At 40.5% G+C, this 17,057-nt stretch carries 14 protein-coding genes; all 14 read right to left on the reverse strand.

From position 1 onward, the window contains the following. Window positions 1–31 precede the first annotated feature (31 nt). Entirely contained in the window at window positions 32–1,270 is a 1,239-nt protein-coding gene (locus BANVL01_RS00540; RefSeq protein WP_066085378.1) for a M16 family metallopeptidase, read from the reverse strand. A gap of 101 nt (window positions 1,271–1,371) precedes the next feature. Then, window positions 1,372–2,319: a polysaccharide deacetylase family protein gene (locus BANVL01_RS00545; protein ID WP_066085376.1), complete on the reverse strand. Its 948-nt coding sequence runs from the start codon at window positions 2,317–2,319 to the stop codon at window positions 1,372–1,374. Window positions 2,320–2,475: 156 nt separating this feature from the next. Next, window positions 2,476–4,593: a polyribonucleotide nucleotidyltransferase gene (gene pnp / locus BANVL01_RS00550; RefSeq protein ID WP_066085375.1), complete on the reverse strand. Its 2,118-nt coding sequence runs from the start codon at window positions 4,591–4,593 to the stop codon at window positions 2,476–2,478. Window positions 4,594–4,812: 219 nt separating this feature from the next. After that, window positions 4,813–5,082: a 30S ribosomal protein S15 gene (rpsO, locus tag BANVL01_RS00555; RefSeq protein ID WP_024026799.1), complete on the reverse strand. Its 270-nt coding sequence runs from the start codon at window positions 5,080–5,082 to the stop codon at window positions 4,813–4,815. A gap of 169 nt (window positions 5,083–5,251) precedes the next feature. Continuing rightward, the gene (gene ribF / locus BANVL01_RS00560; protein WP_066085373.1) at window positions 5,252–6,202 is read right to left on the reverse strand and encodes a bifunctional riboflavin kinase/FAD synthetase; all 951 of its coding nucleotides are present in this window, start codon (window positions 6,200–6,202) and stop codon (window positions 5,252–5,254) included. 32 nt (window positions 6,203–6,234) lie between these two features. Beyond that, window positions 6,235–7,155: a tRNA pseudouridine(55) synthase TruB gene (truB, locus tag BANVL01_RS00565; protein ID WP_066085371.1), complete on the reverse strand. Its 921-nt coding sequence runs from the start codon at window positions 7,153–7,155 to the stop codon at window positions 6,235–6,237. 70 nt (window positions 7,156–7,225) lie between these two features. Beyond that, window positions 7,226–7,597, reverse strand: coding sequence for a 30S ribosome-binding factor RbfA (rbfA, locus tag BANVL01_RS00570; protein WP_066085369.1), 372 nt, complete (start codon window positions 7,595–7,597; stop codon window positions 7,226–7,228). Window positions 7,598–7,614: 17 nt separating this feature from the next. Beyond that, on the reverse strand, window positions 7,615–7,896 hold the full coding sequence (locus BANVL01_RS00575) for a DUF503 domain-containing protein (protein WP_024026803.1): 282 nt from the start codon (window positions 7,894–7,896) through the stop codon (window positions 7,615–7,617). Then, window positions 7,893–10,247 (reverse strand): translation initiation factor IF-2, encoded by a 2,355-nt coding sequence (gene infB / locus BANVL01_RS00580; RefSeq protein ID WP_066085367.1) that lies wholly within the window; start codon window positions 10,245–10,247, stop codon window positions 7,893–7,895. The genes BANVL01_RS00575 and infB overlap by 4 nt, the downstream gene beginning before the upstream one ends. Window positions 10,248–10,266: 19 nt before the next feature. Beyond that, window positions 10,267–10,569: a YlxQ family RNA-binding protein gene (locus BANVL01_RS00585; protein ID WP_066085366.1), complete on the reverse strand. Its 303-nt coding sequence runs from the start codon at window positions 10,567–10,569 to the stop codon at window positions 10,267–10,269. 8 nt (window positions 10,570–10,577) lie between these two features. Further along, on the reverse strand, window positions 10,578–10,850 hold the full coding sequence (gene rnpM, locus BANVL01_RS00590) for an RNase P modulator RnpM (protein ID WP_066085364.1): 273 nt from the start codon (window positions 10,848–10,850) through the stop codon (window positions 10,578–10,580). 16 nt (window positions 10,851–10,866) lie between these two features. Then, complete coding sequence (gene nusA / locus BANVL01_RS00595; protein WP_066085362.1) at window positions 10,867–11,988, reverse strand: transcription termination factor NusA; 1,122 nt, start codon at window positions 11,986–11,988, stop codon at window positions 10,867–10,869. Window positions 11,989–12,023: 35 nt separating this feature from the next. After that, window positions 12,024–12,494, reverse strand: coding sequence for a ribosome maturation factor RimP (gene rimP, locus BANVL01_RS00600; RefSeq protein ID WP_066085359.1), 471 nt, complete (start codon window positions 12,492–12,494; stop codon window positions 12,024–12,026). A 233-nt stretch (window positions 12,495–12,727) separates the two neighbouring features. Continuing rightward, window positions 12,728–17,053: a PolC-type DNA polymerase III gene (locus tag BANVL01_RS00605; RefSeq protein ID WP_066085356.1), complete on the reverse strand. Its 4,326-nt coding sequence runs from the start codon at window positions 17,051–17,053 to the stop codon at window positions 12,728–12,730. Window positions 17,054–17,057: the final 4 nt, after the last annotated feature.

Consider the following 17,057-nt stretch of genomic DNA (forward strand, 5'->3'; position numbering starts at 1 on the left):
GCCGCTGACCAGGGCGCTTGCGCTTTTCTTATTACGATAAATTATTAGGAAATTCTCCATCAGGACTAATCAAGGTAACAGAATATTTGTCCGTAAACACGGCTCTTGCCATGTCGTCCACACTTTTCTTCGTCACTACATCAATCTGCTCAATAATTTCATCGAGGGAACGATGGCGTCTTAATAGGAGTTCATTTTTGCCATTACGGCTCATTCGGCTATTTGTGCTTTCTAAACTTAACATCAAACTGCCTTTAAGCTGTTCTTTACTATTTGTTAATTCTTTCTCGGTAATTCCATTTTGCTTTAATTTCTCAAGTGTCTCTTGGATCGTTTCAAATAAAACATCCAGCTGTTTTGCACCCGTTCCGCCATAAACAGTGACGATTCCACTATCCTTATAGGCAGAATGGTAAGAGAATACGGAGTAAGCTAAGCCTCTTTGTTCACGGACCTCTTGGAATAGTCTCGAGCTCATGCTGCCGCCCAAAATATTATTTAGCGTAATTAAACTATACATGTCCTCATGACCAACCTTAAGCCCTTCAAAACCAATACATAAATGGGCCTGCTCCGTCTCCTTTTTCCTTGATATTCGATTAGAATGAAAAACAGGAACATTTTCGGGGTTTTCCTTTGAGCCGCCCTCGTAGCTTCCAAAATATTTTTCAACTTCCTGAATAAAAGCCTCTGAGATATTACCTGCAATTGAAATAACCACATTTTCAGGAGTGTATCTTTCATGGATATATTCTCTGAGTGTGTCACCAGTAAATGTGTTTAATGTTTCTTCTGTCCCAAGAATCGGGTATCCAAGTGGATGATTTTCAAAAACAGCTCTGCTAAGTAAATCATGGACGATATCATCCGGTGTATCTTCGTACATTTTTATTTCCTCTAAAACAACGTTTTTCTCCTTTTTTAATTCCGCTTCAACAAAAGTAGAATTAAAAAACATATCTGCTAGCACATCTAAGGCAAATTGAGAATGTGTATCAAGAACCTTGGCATAATAGCATGTATATTCCTTAGAGGTAAAGGCATTAACCTGACCGCCAATGCTATCAAAAGATTCAGCAATGTCCTTTGCAGAACGCGTGGCAGTACCTTTAAAAAACATATGCTCTAGGAAATGGGAAATACCATTGTTTTGTGGATTCTCATCTCTAGAACCAGTTCCAATCCATACACCAATGGCAACGGATCGTACGGTAGGAATATTTTCTAATACAATTCTTACTCCATTTTGGCAAGTGTATTTATTAATCATCGACTTCCTCCTGTCTATACACAGCAGATGCTACTACTCCAATTATTTATTATACTTTCTAGAAGTTATTTTCTCCAATTTTAAGAGATATCTTCCTTAAATTATTTAATGATTCTTTCCTCATTCATTAATTCTGAGACCGTACCGATTTTTAAATTCCTTTGCTCGATTAATTTAATTAATTGCTCGAGTGAGTTTGCTGTCGATGCAGTCGGATGCATCAGCACCATGGAACCGTTATCAATTTTTGACATGACACGATTAATCAGGGCTTCAGGAGTGGGCTTTTTCCAATCCACTGTATCGACTGTCCACATTACGGTTTTCATATTTAATTCATGAGCGACTTTTATGGTCTCATCCCGATAACTGCCGCTAGGCGGAGCGAACCAGAAACATTTCGCACCAGTCGCTGCTTCAATGATTTCATTCGTTTTCTTTATTTGTTCCCTAGCCATAGGAGCTGTCAGCCGCTTCATATCCGGATGTGAATACGAATGATTTCCTACCTCATGTCCAGCACTCACGATCATTTTTGCGAGGTCTGGATTTTCTTTCACCCAATTTCCTTCTAGAAAAAAACTAGCTGTTACATGATGCCTTTTCAGGGTTGCAAGCATTTCTGATAAATATTCATTTCCCCATGCAACATTAATAATGAAGGATACCATTGGTTTTTCCGGATGGCCTTTATATATCGGCGAGGGAGGCAATTCGTCAAGATGCACCTGTGGTTTTGTTTGGATAAACACCAGTTTCTTTTCGTCAAAAACTTGCTTTTTTTTCATATTTTTATAAGAAGCTTCAAGATCAACTTCAAGTCCGTTATATCCGGGAATAGCCTTCCAAACCCTATCTATTTTCGCATCTGAAGGTGGGATTTCATATGTAGAAGCATGTTTAATGATACTTTGATAAAGAGGATCTGACTGCTTTGCTGCTGGAAGTGCTGATTGCTTTATTGAAGCAACATACTTGTTCACAATTGGATTGTTAACTAATATCCATGCAGCCAAACCTAAACTTAAAAAAATCCAAACCTTTTTCATCTACCTTTCCCCCCTTCCATACACTTTATGTATCGAAGGGACAAGGTAGAACAGAAAAGCCGACGTCCCAGTGAAAGGCTTTTAATACATGAAAAAAGTCAGGGTGTGTGCCCCGACTTACTGGTGTTTCCTGCCTTTAAAAGCCTGAGTCAACTATTACTGGTTTTCTTCAGCCTTTTCGCGCTGTTCCTTCAGGACCGCTTTACGTGATAGATTCACACGGCCTTGTTTATCAATTTCGGTTACCTTAACTAAGAATTGATCGCCAATTTTAACAACATCCTCCACTTTTCCTACCCGCTCTTCAGCAAGCTCCGAAATATGGACGAGTCCGTCTTTTCCGGCAAAAATTTCAACGAAGGCACCAAATTTTTCAATCCGTTTTACCTTGCCAAGGTACATTTCTCCGACTTGAACCTCACGAACAATATCTTCAATGATTTTCTTCGCTTTTTGATTCATCTCTTGGTTAGTCGAGGCAATAAAAACAGTACCATCTTGCTCGATATCAATCTTCACGCCTGTTTCTTCAATAATTTTATTGATTTGTTTTCCGCTCGGCCCAATGACATCACGGATTTTATCTGGGTTAATTGTCATCGTTAAGATTTTTGGTGCAAACTGGGAAAGTTCTGGCCTTGGTTCCGTAATGGTAGCAAGCATAGAATCTAAAATATGCATTCTTCCAACTTTTGCTTGCTGTAAGGCTTCTTCTAAAATTTCGCGGGAAAGACCATCGATTTTTATATCCATTTGCAGCGCTGTAACACCTTTTGCTGTTCCTGCGACTTTAAAATCCATGTCTCCTAGATGATCTTCCATCCCTTGAATATCAGATAATACAGTATAGTGCTCTCCTGATTTAACAAGACCCATGGCAATACCAGCGACAGGCGCTTTAATCGGCACACCTGCATCCATCATCGCCAACGTACTTGCACAAATACTTGCCTGAGAAGTTGAACCATTGGATTCCAGAACCTCAGAAACAAGGCGGATCGTATATGGAAAATCCTTTTCAGATGGAATAATCGGTTCAAGGGCACGTTCACCCAAGGCACCATGGCCAATTTCACGACGGCCCGGTCCGCGGATTGGGCCTGTTTCCCCTACACTGAATAGAGGGAAGTTATAATGATGCATGAATCGTTTCTCTTCTTCAATTCCTAAACCATCAAGAATTTGTACATCACCCATTGCTCCAAGCGTACAAATACTTAAAGCCTGCGTTTGTCCACGCGTAAATAATCCTGACCCATGGGTACGAGGTAATATACTTACTTGTGACGATAATGGTCGGATTTCATCAATTTTACGGCCATCTGGACGGATTTTTTCCACCGTTATTAGGCGGCGGACTTCACCTTTAACCATCTTGTCCAAAATTTGTTTGACTTGTTTCAAATCTTCAGCTGTTGCTTCTTGTTCTTCATATTTAGCCAAAACTTGGTTTTTAACTTCTTTGATGGCATCTTCACGGGCATGCTTTTCCTGAACCTGGATCGCACTGATCATTTCTGATTCGCACATTTCTCTTATTTCAGCTTCAAGCCTTGCATCTAATTCATACAAGGAAATTTGTCTTTTTTCTTTGCCAACTTCAGCGACAATTTTTTCTTGGAATTCAATTAATCGTTTAATTTCATTGTGACCAAACATAATGGCTTCAAGCATGATTTCCTCTGGAACTTCTAAAGCCCCGGCTTCAACCATGTTAATCGCATCTTTTGTACCTGCTACTGTTAAATGAATGTCACTTTGTTCTGCCTGTTCAACCGTTGGGTTAACGACAAATTCTCCATTGATACGTCCGACAACAACACCGGCAATTGGTCCCTCAAACGGAATATCTGAAGTACTTAGCGCCAACGATGAGCCGAACATTGCAGCCATTTCAGTCGAACAATCCTGATCCACACTCATAACAATGCTAATTACTTGAACATCATTACGGAATCCATCCGCAAAAAGCGGGCGAATCGGACGATCGATAAGGCGGCTGGCTAAAATAGCCTTTTCACTTGGACGGCCTTCTCGTTTAATAAACCCTCCAGGAATCTTACCAACAGCATACAACCGTTCTTCATAGTTAACTGTTAATGGGAAGAAATCCAAGTTTTTAGGTTCTTTGGAAGCTGTTGCGGTACTTAATACGGCTGTATCACCATAGCGAACCATTACTGCCCCGTTTGCCTGCTTTGCCAATTGACCGATTTCGACGGTTAACTTGCGCCCCGCCCAATCCATCGAATATTCATGTTTTGTTTGTTCCATAATTTTACCCCTCTCCATCTAAATCACTTAGGAGGATGATGCGAAATATGACTATCCCGCTGTACTCATCTTACTAAAGATAGCTTATATTAAAAAAGCCATGAAAGCTTATTATATAAATTCAAATTACTTATAGTATGCACATAATTGTTCTGACTTAAAATATGTATAAAAAATTTTAACCTAATAAAAAAGCGGGAAAATTCCCGCTTCTGTAGACTAACGACGTAGACCAAGCTTATTAATTAACACACGGTAACGTTGAACGTCTTTATTACGTAGGAAAGTCAAAAGATTACGACGTTTACCAACCATTTTCAAAAGACCACGGCGTGAGTGGTGATCTTTCTTGTGTGTACGTAAGTGCTCGTTCAAATTGTTAATTGATTCAGTAAGGACAGCGATTTGAACTTCTGCAGATCCAGTGTCGCTCTCATGAGTTTTGTACTCATTGATAAGTTCATTTTTACGTTCTTGAGTGATTGCCATCCGGATTCACCTCCTAGTTTTCTATCCCCAGTTACCGAGCAAGCGTCGGTGACTCGACTTGCCAAGCAAAGGTTGTTTTCAATACGTAGTTAAGAATACATTGTTTTACGCCAAAAAGCAAGTAAAAACCTCATTATCTTGTAAGAAATACTTCATAATGGAAGCAATCTCAGGAAGATTGTCGATTCTTTTCAAAGTAATCTAAGGCATTTTGCTTATCCTTCTCTAGTTGAGTAACGAGTTCTTCTATACCTGAAAATTTTTGTTCTTTTCGTAAATATGGATGCCATTCGATAACCACTTCATTTCCATAAATCTCACGGTTAAAGTCAAACAGATGGACTTCCACAGATAGCCTTGTAGCTTCCTTATTAAATGTTGGTTTGTATCCCACATTACAAACACCATCATGCCAATCATGATCTACTTTCATTCGTACTGCATAAACACCGGTAGGTGGTACAATATATGCCTCATTTAAGTCGATGTTCGCCGTTGGAAAACCAATTGTCCGGCCCCGTTTATCCCCATGTATGACCGTTCCTGTCGTCGTATAGAACTTTCCAAGAAGAGGAGGAAGCTGTATTGTTTTTCCTTCTTTCAGGAGATTACGGATTCTAGTTGAACTAACCTTTTCGTTATCTTGCACAAATTTTGCTACTACTGTATGAGAAAACTGATCTCTTGAATGGAATGGCAAGGTTTCCATTGTTCCTTTACCCATTCGTCCATATGTAAAATCAAATCCAGCGACAACATGGTGTACATTAAGCCCGATTATATATCGATCAATGAATTCCTGCGGAAGCAGATTGGCAAATTCAGCGCTGAAATGGACGATAAATAGAAAATCGATTCCTAAGCCGTTAATAATGTTAATTTTTTCCTCTAGAGGTGTTATATACTGTACATGTTTTCTGCCTTTTCCTAACACGACCGATGGATGCGGGTCAAATGTCATGACCGCACTGTGAAGTCCCGCATTCTCCGCTTGCTTTTTGGCCTCAAGGATTACCTGCCTGTGGCCGCGATGAACTCCATCAAAATAGCCAAGAGCCATTGCTAATGGCGGAAATTCCTTATTTATGTTATATGGAAAACTAAGCCTTATTATTTCCAAATGAAACTCACCTTTTCTTTTGCGGTAACCTTTTATTCTATCTCGTTTCTTAAAACCTTAACTGGTTTAAGCAGATCTGGCTTATTGGGATGTTTTGCATAAATCGCCAGTGCCAGGCCATCCTTAGTTTCTGCAATAATAGGTCCGTTACTAGTGTTTAAATATTCAGGTATTGGCAAAAGTGCACCATTTTTCACTTTCTCTGCTACTTTATCATTAATCAGTAATTTCGGCAAATGAGAAAGTGCTGTTTCTAATGGTCTTAAAACGGTTGATATGTTCCCAGCAGCCATCAATTTTTCAACCTCTTCAAATGTGAGGCAATCATTCAATGAATAGGATGCGGATTGAATTCTTGTCAGGTGCGACATATGTGCTGGATACCCTAGGCGCTCACCAATCATGACCGCCAAGGTGCGGATATAGGTCCCCTTACTGCAGCTGACTCTAAATCGGAAACTAATCGTTTCACCAGCATATTCACTTCTCTCGTCAAGTAATTCTATGGAATAAATCTTCACCCTTCTCGATGGGCGTTCCACTTCAATCCCTTTCCGTGCATATTCATACAGTCGGACTCCTCCGACTTTTACAGCTGAGAACATAGGGGGTGTTTGTTCAATTTCACCCGTTAATGAATTCAGAACCTGCTGAATTTCTTCATGAGTAATCGTACGATTAACGATTTTCTTCTCAACTAGATCTCCTGAGGCATCCTCAGTTGTAGTCGAAAAACCGATTGTCACTTCGCCTTCATATGCCTTGCCAGCATCGGTTATGTACTCAGCAACCTTGGTTGCTTTCCCAATACAAATAGGAAGAACACCGGTCACATCAGGATCAAGTGTACCTGTATGACCCACCTTTTTTGTTTTTAATATCTTCCTTAACTTAAAGACACAATCATGTGATGTTAACCCCGCAGGCTTAAATAATGGTAAAATTCCTTCCAAGATTAACTCTCCTCACTAAAATATTTAAAAAAATGGATAGACCTGTGTCTATCCATTTTCCATTTAAATGTTACTCTTCTTCATTCTTATCCATTGGTTTATCATCTGTATGCAATTCATGAAGCAGCGTTTCAATCCGATTTCCATAATCGATTGATTCATCCCACTCAAAGATGATTTCAGGTGTTTTGCGAAGGCGAATACGCTGACCAATTTCTGTCCGGATAAAACCTTTTGCCTTGGCAAGGCCTTTTAATGTATTTTCCCGTTGCTCTTCATCACCTAATACAGAAATATATACCTTAGCTTGTTGTAAATCTCCCGTTACTTCAACATCGGTAACCGTCACAAATCCAATCCGAGGATCTTTGATTTTTCGACTGATGATGTCACCTAGTTCTTTTTTCATTTGTTCTCCAACACGATTTGCTCTGTGGCTCATCACATTCACCTCTTAACTTAAAGCCAATCCATCTCGGTGATCGTTCTTTCTATTTCCGGAAACGAGTCGATAAATTTCAACGCATTTTGCAGCTCCTGCTCCGTTGATACCCTTGAGGAAGTGACTGCTGCGATGGCAATCTTTGTCCGCTGCCATACATCCTGATAGTCAACTTCAGACACAGATACGTTAAACTTTTGTTTCAAACGTGTAAGGATTCGCTGCAAAACGGCTCGTTTCTCTTTTAAGGAATGGGCATCATAAATGATACATTCACAAACGGCAGCGCCGATGATCATTTACGTTCAATTTCTTCCATAATGTATGCTTCAATGATGTCTCCTTCTTTAACATCATTAAAGTTTTTAATGGTGATACCACATTCATAGCCTTGTGCGACTTCTTTTGCGTCGTCTTTGAAACGTTTTAGGGCATCGATTTGTCCTTCAAAGGTGACAACTCCGTTACGAATTAAGCGAATGCCGCTGTCACGGGTAATTTTACCATCCGTCACATACGAGCCAGCAATCGTACCCACCTTAGATACTTTGAATGTTTGACGAACCTCAGCTTGACCGATGATTTTTTCTTGGAATTCGGGGTCAAGCATCCCTTTCATCGCCGCTTCAATCTCTTCGATAACTTTATAAATGATTCTGTGCAGACGGACATCAACTTTTTCAGCATCTGCAGCACGTTTCGCGTTTACATCTGGGCGAACATTGAATCCGATAACGATGGCATTTGATGCCGCCGCAAGACTAATATCCGACTCATTAATCGCACCTGCACCGCTATGGATAATTTTAATATTGACACCTTGAACGTCGATTTTTTGCAATGAAGCAGCAACAGCTTCTGCAGAACCTTGAACATCAGCTTTAAGGATGATGTTTAAGTCCTTCATTTCACCTTGCTTCAATTGTTCAAACAGCGTTTCTAAGCTTACAATCGATTTCTCCCCGCGATGTGCAACCAATGCCTGCTGGGAGCGTGCTTCCCCAACTTGACGTGCTGTCTTTTCGTCGTCAAACACAACGAAGCGGTCTCCAGCCTGCGGAACATCACTTAGTCCTGTTATTTCAACTGGTGTTGATGGGCCTGCTTCTTTAACACGGCGACCTTTATCATTCACCATCGCACGAACACGACCATGTGTATGACCAACAACAATCGGATCACCAATTTTTAGCGTGCCGTTTTGCACTAGTAAGGTGGCAACCGACCCGCGGCCCTTATCCAATTGGGCTTCAATCACGGTTCCAACAGCTTTTCTATTTGGATTTGCTTTATATTCTTCTACTTCACCGACAAGAAGGATCATTTCTAAAAGATTATCTATTCCTTCGCCGGTTTTTGCAGATAGTGGGACAAAAATAGTATCCCCACCCCATGCTTCAGATACTAAACCATGTTCTGTAAGTTCCTGCATTACACGATCAGCATTTGCGGCCTCTTTATCCATTTTATTTACAGCAACAATAATTGGAACCTCAGCTGCTTTTGCATGGTTAATAGCTTCTACAGTTTGCGGCATTACACCGTCATCTGCAGCTACAACAAGAATGGTAATATCGGTAATTTTTGCACCCCGTTGACGCATGGTTGTGAAAGCAGCGTGTCCTGGTGTATCAAGGAATGTGATTTTCTTTCCGTTTTCAACCACTTGATAGGCACCGATATGCTGGGTTATTCCACCAGCTTCTCCTTCAGTTACCTTTGTGTTTCGAATCGAATCAAGCAATGTTGTTTTACCGTGATCAACATGCCCCATAATGGTAACGACAGAAGGTCTTTCTACTAAGTTTTCCGCACTGTCTTCCGTAAAATACACTTCAAGGTCGGTTGTATCGATTTTAATTTCTTCCTCGACCTCGACACCATATTCCCCGGCGATTAATTCAATTGCATCTTTATCTAACACCTGGTTAATTGTTGCCATAACACCAAGCAAGAAGAGTTTTTTGATGATTTCTGATGGTTCGCGATAGATTTTTTTCGCTAGCTCTGCCACCGTTAGTGATTCACTAAAGGTAATCTTAGCTGGAAGTTCTCTCTCTTTTCTCTTTTGCGGTGCTGCTTGCTGTACTGGTGTATGGTTTTTCTTTTTATTATTGTGATTATTACGATTCTGATTGTTATAGTTATTATAAGGTTTACTTTTTGCTTTTCCTGAACTGAAGACTTTATTTTCTTTTGATTGATTTTCTTGGTTTTGCTTTTTACCTTCTGCCGTTTTTGGTGGAGAGACTACTTTCACCTTGCTAGGAGCAGAATTTTTATCTGCAGCTTCCTCAAATGCTTTAGGTGTTTTCGACTGCACTTGCGGCTTTTGTCCCGTTTGAGCCGGTCTTTGATTTTGACGATTTTGCTGCTGGGCAGGGCGATTACTTGGGCGTTTTTGCTGTCCGCCTTCCTGCTTTTGCTGCGTATTATTTACAGGCTTTTGCTGGGTGCTATTTACCGGCTTTTGCTGCGGTGTATTGGTTGCTTTTTTATTGTAGGCGGCATCAAGTTTTTTGATGTCTTCTTCTTCTATTGTTGCCATATGATTGGAAACCTCTATATTCATTTCTTTTAATTTTGTAATGATATCTTTACTTGAAATATTGTGTTTTTTTGCGTATTCATAAACACGGATTTTACTCATATTTTCACCCCCGCTAGATTTAATCGAGCAACGTTATCAATTTTTTTGCAAATCCATCATCCATAACAGCTACAACAACGCGGGCTTCCTTGCCAATTGCTTGACCAAGAAGGTGACGGTCTTCAACTATTTTAAATGGAACTTCATAGGAATTACATTTATCCGTAATTTTTTTAGTCGTATTTGCAGATGCATCTGCGGATAATAGTACGAGTTTTGCTTTGCCGTTTCGGATTTCCTTGACGGTTAATTCCTCACCCGTTGTGATTTTACGCGCTCGATTGGCCAAGCCAAGCAATGACATCCATTGTTTTTGTTTCATGTGGATGGTCAGTTCTCCTTCTCTATTAACTCAAGTAGTTCTTCATAAATAGAATCATTAATAGAAACCTCTAAATGATTAGACAAGGTGTTTCTTTTCTTGGCTAGTAAGACAGCTTCTTTTTCCTTAGAAAGGTATGCACCTCTGCCGGATTTTTTTCCGGTCAAATCGATGGATACGTCTCCCTCTTTGGAGCGAACGATGCGAACGAGTTCTTTTTTCGGTTTCATTTCACCGGTAGCCACACATTTGCGCATTGGAACTTTTTTTCTAGAGTTCACACGTCTCACCTCAACTTTAATCTATATCTTCTTCGAAATCGAAATCAGTATCAACCTGGTCATCAAAAAGCCTGATTGGTTCTTCATGCGGGTAAATTCCCATTTCACGCGCTTCCGTTTCTGATTTGATATCAATTTTCCAGCCAGTTAATTTTGCCGCCAGCCGGGCGTTTTGACCACGTTTACCAATTGCCAGGGAAAGCTGATAATCCGGCACAACAACTGTGGTTGCTTTTTCGTTTTCAGTCACAAAAACATCCAAAACCTTAGAAGGGCTGAGTGAGTTTGCGACAAAGACAACAGGGTCATCGGACCACTTAACGATATCGATTTTTTCACCCTTTAACTCATTCACGACTGCCTGAACTCTTGTTCCCTTAGGACCGACACAAGAACCAACCGGATCTACTTCATTATTATCCGAGTGCACAGAAATCTTCGAGCGATCCCCGGCTTCACGGGCAACAGATTTAATTTCCACTGTTCCGTCGTATATCTCTGGGACCTCAATTTCGAATAAGCGTTTAAGGAGTCCCGGATGTGTCCGAGAAACGAATATTTGCGGGCCCTTGGTTGTTTTTTCAACTTTGGTAATAAATACCTTGATTCGGTCATGTGGCTTATAACGTTCATTTGGCATTTGTTCATTTGCAGGAAGTAACGCCTCAATTTTACCAAGGCTGACATAAATAAATTTAGAATCTAGCCGTTGAACAATACCAGTCATAATATCTTCTTCACGGTCGATAAATTCTGAATAAATGATTCCTCTTTCTGCTTCTCTTACTCGCTGTGTGACGACCTGTTTAGCAGTTTGAGCTGCGATTCTGCCGAAATCCTTCGGAGTTACTTCCATTTCAACAACATCTTCAACCTGGTAGTTTGGATTGACTTGCCTTGCATCCTCTAAAGATATTTCCAAACGTGGATCGAAAACCTGATCAACAACTTCTTTTCGCGCAAAAACGCGCATGGAACCTGTCTGTAAGTTTATGTCGACCCGTACATTCTGAGCCTGATTGAAATTACGGCGATATGCCGATACGAGTGCTGCCTCAATCGCTTCAATTAAAATCGTTCTGGAAATACCCTTTTCTCTTTCCAGTATTGTAAGAGCATCTAATAATTCGCTGCTCATTTGCTTGTATCCCCCTAATCCTTTTCAATTTTTCTTCAAGAAAAAATAACGGCTAGTCGTGCATTTGCCACTTTTTCATATGGAATTTCAATAGACTTCTTACGGGTCTTGATTTTGACCTCAATCTTCAATGTTTGTCCATTAAATTCCAGCAATGTCCCTTCAAAGTTTTTTTCACCATCAATTGGCTCATATGTTTTGATAACTACATTTTTGCCAATAGCCATTTGAAAATCTTTATCTTTTTTTAATGGGCGCTCTGCACCAGGTGAGGACACTTCAAGAAAATAATTATGGGGAATTGGATCGATTTCATCGAGTTTTTCGCTGAGCCGCTCACTGACTAGTCCGCAATCCTCAATATCCACACCGTTTTCTTTATCAATATATACACGAAGAAACCAGCTTTTCCCTTCTTTTACATATTCAATTTCAACCAATTCCAAGCCTAGCTCTTGAATAAGCGGTGCCGCAAGCTCTTCCACTACTTCCGTTACTTTGCTCATACTAATCCCCCCTTTTTCGATGTTTTTCACCCATATTTTATGTAGTTCACGGAAAGTTTTATTAAGTTCCACTAAAAAAATATTCGACAACAAGACGAAAGAGTGGGTTTCCCCACTCTTAGATACGAGAGTATTTCTTAGTATTTCCAATTAAACTATACCATAACCACTATTTTTATGCAAACCTAAACCAAAGCAAAGCGCCTCGTACAGGGAGGTATAGGGCGATTTGTTTAGAAAAGTGAAAGCTGGTTTTGCTCTGGAAGGGATTTTAGGCAGCCTTGTTTGTCCAAATATTCAAGAATGGTCTTGGATACCTTCCCTCTTTGCTGCAGGTCTTCTTTTGATAAAAATTCTCCCGCGCCCCTTGCCTTCACAATGTTAAAAGCAGCATTTGTTCCCAGTCCTGGAATAGAATTAAACGGAGGAATTAATGTCTTGCCTTCAATAATGAAATCTGACGCATCCGATTTATACAAATCGTAATTTTGGAAAACAAACCCTCTTTCGGTCATTTCAAGGGCCAATTCTAAAACTGTTAATAAGTTTTTCTCTTTATTTGAGGCTTCTAAACCCTTTGCATTTATTTCTTCTATTTTTGCGCGGATGGCTTCTGACCCGCGCGACATTGCCTCGATGTCAAAATCCTCGGCACGGACAGTGAAATAGGCGGCATAATAAAGAAGCGGCAGATGAACCTTAAAATAGGCAATTCGTACCGCCATTAAAACATAGGCAGCCGCATGCGCCTTAGGGAACATATATTTAATCTTTTTACAAGAATCAATATACCATTCCGGAACTTCATTTTTTCGCATTTCCGCTTCCATCTCTTCACTTAAGCCTTTTCCTTTTCGGACTGATTCCATAATTTTAAAGGCAAACGACGGATCCAGTCCTTGATATATCAAGTAGACCATGATATCGTCCCGACAGCCAATTACTTCGCTCAAGTTACATGTTTGATTATGGATTAATTCTTGAGCATTTCCGAGCCATACATCTGTACCGTGTGAGAGCCCGGAGATTTGAACGAGTTCTGAAAATGTCGTTGGTTTTGTATCTTCAAGCATTTGTCTTACGAATCGAGTTCCAAATTCTGGTATTCCTAGCGTACCCGTTTTACACATAATTTGCTGTTCTGTCACACCAAGCGATTCAGTGCCGCTAAAAATCTTCATAACTTCAGGGTCATCGGTTGGAATTGTTTTCGGGTCCATTCCGCTAAGGTCCTGGAGCATCCTGATAACCGTTGGATCGTCGTGACCAAGGATATCAAGCTTTAACACGTTATCATGGATGGAATGGAAATCAAAATGGGTTGTTTTCCATTCAGATGTTCGATCATCTGCCGGGAATTGAATCGGTGAAAAATCATAAACATCCATATAATCAGGAATAACGATGATGCCGCCAGGGTGCTGTCCTGTCGTTCTCTTTACCCCTGTACAGCCGGAAGCAAGCCGGTCCACTTCAGCGCCCCTTAATGTAAGATTATTATCCTGTTGATAGGCCTTTACATATCCAAAAGCTGTTTTATCGGCCACCGTTCCAATCGTACCGGCACGGAACACATTATCCTCACCAAACAGGACCTTTGTATAGTTATGGGCACGAGGCTGATACTCACCAGAGAAATTTAAATCGATATCCGGGACTTTATCCCCTTTAAAGCCAAGGAATGTTTCAAAGGGAATATCATGCCCGTCTTTTGTGTATTTGGAGCCGCACTCAGGGCAGTTTTTATCTGGCAAATCAAATCCAGATCCAACAGACCCATCATTAAAGAACTCAGAGTGCTTACATTTAGGGCAAACATAATGTGGCGGCAATGGATTAACTTCCGTTATTTCTGTCATGGTGGCAACAAGGGATGAACCGACAGATCCCCTTGAACCTACAAGGTAGCCATCATCCAAGGATTTCTTTACAAGCTTGTGTGAAATCAAATAAATAACGGCAAAACCATGTCCAATGATACTCTTCAGTTCTTTCTCCAGGCGTGCCTCAACAATTTCTGGAAGTGGATCACCATAAATTTTCCGTGCCATTGCGTAACTCATTTCGCGCATTTCTTCATCGGCACCTTCAATTCGCGGTGTATATAAATCATCTTTAATTGGTTTAATGTCATCAATCATATCGGCGATTTTATTCGTGTTGGTGACCACAATCTCTTTCGCCTTTTCACTCCCCAAAAACGAAAAGGCATCCAACATCTCATTGGTTGTCCTGAAGTGGACATCGGGTAGCTGATGGCGGTTCAGCGGGTTGGCGCCGCCTTGTGAGTTAACTAATATTTTTCGGTAGATTTTATCATTTTCATTTAGATAATGGACATTCCCCGTTGCCGCGACTGGAAGGCCTAATTTATCGCCAAGGTTTACAATCTTAGTAATGATATCTTCCATGGCCTTTTCATTGCGCACCAATTCCATTTCAATCAACGGAGCATTTACTTCTTTCGGCATAACCTCGATATAGTCATAAAATCGTGCTGCTGCCTCTACTTCCTCTGGGGATTTTTGCATCATTCCCTCAAACACTTCGCCTTTACTGCAGCCTGAGCCTACAAGGATGCCTTCTCTGTATTTTTGGAGAACCGATCTTGGAATTCTTGGTACCCTGTAAAAATACTCAATATGAGAAATCGATACGAGTTTAAATAAGTTCTTTAATCCAACCTCAGTTTGCGCTAAAAGTGTGCAATGATAGGGGCGGGCGCGTTGATAGGCATTCCCTTTCCCCATGTTATTGTTAAATTCATCATGGTATTCAATCCCTTTTTCAAGGGCATCTTTCAGCATTTTCAGAAGTAAATAACCCGTTGCTTCTGCATCATAAATGGCACGGTGATGCTGGGTTAAATCGATATCAAACTTCTTTGTCAGTGTATTTAAACGATGGTTCTTCATTTCCGGGTAGAGAAATCGACCTAACTCAAGTGTATCAATGACCGGATTTTTTGCCTTTTCAAAGCCGATTTTTTTATACCCAACATTGAGGAAGCCCATGTCAAAGGAAGCATTATGGGCAACTAGGACGGAATCACCTGTCCATTCACTAAAATTCCGTAGAACCTCTTCTATTTCTGGTGCAGACTGTACCATATCATCGGTAATCCCCGTAAGGTTGATTGTTGTTGCAGATAAACGGTGATGCGGGTTCGCAAATGATTCAAAACGGTCAATGATTTCACCGTCATAAATCTTCACCGCCGCCAGTTCGATAATCGTATCGTATACGGCGGAAAGTCCTGTTGTTTCAACGTCAAAGACAACAAATGTATCTTCAGCTAATAAGCGGTTTTCGCTATTATAGGCAATTGGCACACCATCATCAACTAAATTCACTTCAACACCGTAAAGAATTTTTATATCATTTTTCTTACCGGCACCATATGCTTCTGGAAAGGATTGGGCACCAGCATGATCAGTAACCGCAATCGCTTTATGACCCCATTTTTTTGCTTGGGCAATCAGAGCACCTACAGGTGTTACAGCATCCATTTGACTCATCGGTGTATGAAGATGAAGTTCAACACGCTTTTCATTTTCGGGTGCTGTATCCTTACGTCCGGCAGGCTTTATTTCATTAATATCATTTCCAATCATCACGAGATCTCGGACAAAAGTATCGTTTTGGATACTTCCCCGAACCTTTACCCACATTCCTTTTTTAACATGCTGAAAAAGGGCTGCGTCCTCTTTATCTCTCGAAAACATTTTTACCATGATCGAGCTTGTGTAGTCGGTAATTTTGAAGGTAAGCAGTGACCGGCCGCTTCGGAGCTCGCGAATCTCGGCATCAAATATATAACCTTCAACCGCTATTCTTCTTTCCTCATCCACAATATCTATTAGACTGCGGAATTCACTATTATCCTTAATGGTGAGTCCAATCGTGAGCGGACCTTGGAGACCCTCCCCAGAAGCCTTGTCCTTTTCAGCCTCTTTCTTCTGTAATTCAACCAATGCTTGAAGTCCTCGTTCTTGGTCTTCCTTTTGCTTGGCAAGTAAAAATTGTTGATATTCTTCGTTTTTTTCTGCATTGTTTATTTCCGTCTCTATCGATAAATTAGGAAATCCGTAAGATTGATAAATAGTAGTGATTGTCCCGCCATATTTCCGCTTTATCGTTTGCCCCTCTGTATCATTACGGACAGTGACAGTAAGCTTATTTCCGTTCACATCGGGGTGTTGTTCATTAAGCAGCTTTAATAGTGGTGGAGCAATACCATCAATTTGCTGAATACAATTACTCCAATATTCTTGAATTAATTCTGGTGATATTGTTTGATTGGATACTTGAATACTATATGAAATTGTTGCGATATTCGAAAATGTTCTCTCTAACTGAGTCGAAAACCGAAGATAAACATTGTAGGGAAGGATTTTTTCAAATAAAAATTGAAAATGCCATTTCCTTGCTTTCTTTTCAACTAATAATCTTTCTATTTGCGCGTTGTTGAAATGGACTACAATAGCATCCTCAACCAATTGCAGCTGCTGGAGCAAGAGTTGAAATCGCTCTTTATTCCCTAAGGCATGATCGCTCAAGCGT

Source organism: Neobacillus novalis NBRC 102450 (assembly GCF_001591805.1).
GTDB lineage: Bacteria > Bacillota > Bacilli > Bacillales > Cytobacillaceae > Neobacillus > Neobacillus novalis.

Bases quoted from the DNA above. Each gene is read 5' to 3' on its own strand.
- infB (WP_066085367.1), bottom strand. From the start codon at position 10,247: ATGAGTAAAATCCGTGTTTATGAATACGCAAAAAAACACAATATTTCA.
- rpsO (WP_024026799.1), bottom strand. From the start codon at position 5,082: ATGGCAATCACTCAAGAACGTAAAAATGAACTTATCAATGAGTACAAA.
- rbfA (WP_066085369.1), bottom strand. From the start codon at position 7,597: ATGAGCCACAGAGCAAATCGTGTTGGAGAACAAATGAAAAAAGAACTA.
- BANVL01_RS00540 (WP_066085378.1), bottom strand. From the start codon at position 1,270: ATGATTAATAAATACACTTGCCAAAATGGAGTAAGAATTGTATTAGAA.
- nusA (WP_066085362.1), bottom strand. From the start codon at position 11,988: ATGAGCAGCGAATTATTAGATGCTCTTACAATACTGGAAAGAGAAAAG.
- BANVL01_RS00575 (WP_024026803.1), bottom strand. From the start codon at position 7,896: ATGATCATCGGCGCTGCCGTTTGTGAATGTATCATTTATGATGCCCAT.
- BANVL01_RS00585 (WP_066085366.1), bottom strand. From the start codon at position 10,569: ATGAAACAAAAACAATGGATGTCATTGCTTGGCTTGGCCAATCGAGCG.
- rimP (WP_066085359.1), bottom strand. From the start codon at position 12,494: ATGAGCAAAGTAACGGAAGTAGTGGAAGAGCTTGCGGCACCGCTTATT.
- pnp (WP_066085375.1), bottom strand. From the start codon at position 4,593: ATGGAACAAACAAAACATGAATATTCGATGGATTGGGCGGGGCGCAAG.
- BANVL01_RS00545 (WP_066085376.1), bottom strand. From the start codon at position 2,319: ATGAAAAAGGTTTGGATTTTTTTAAGTTTAGGTTTGGCTGCATGGATA.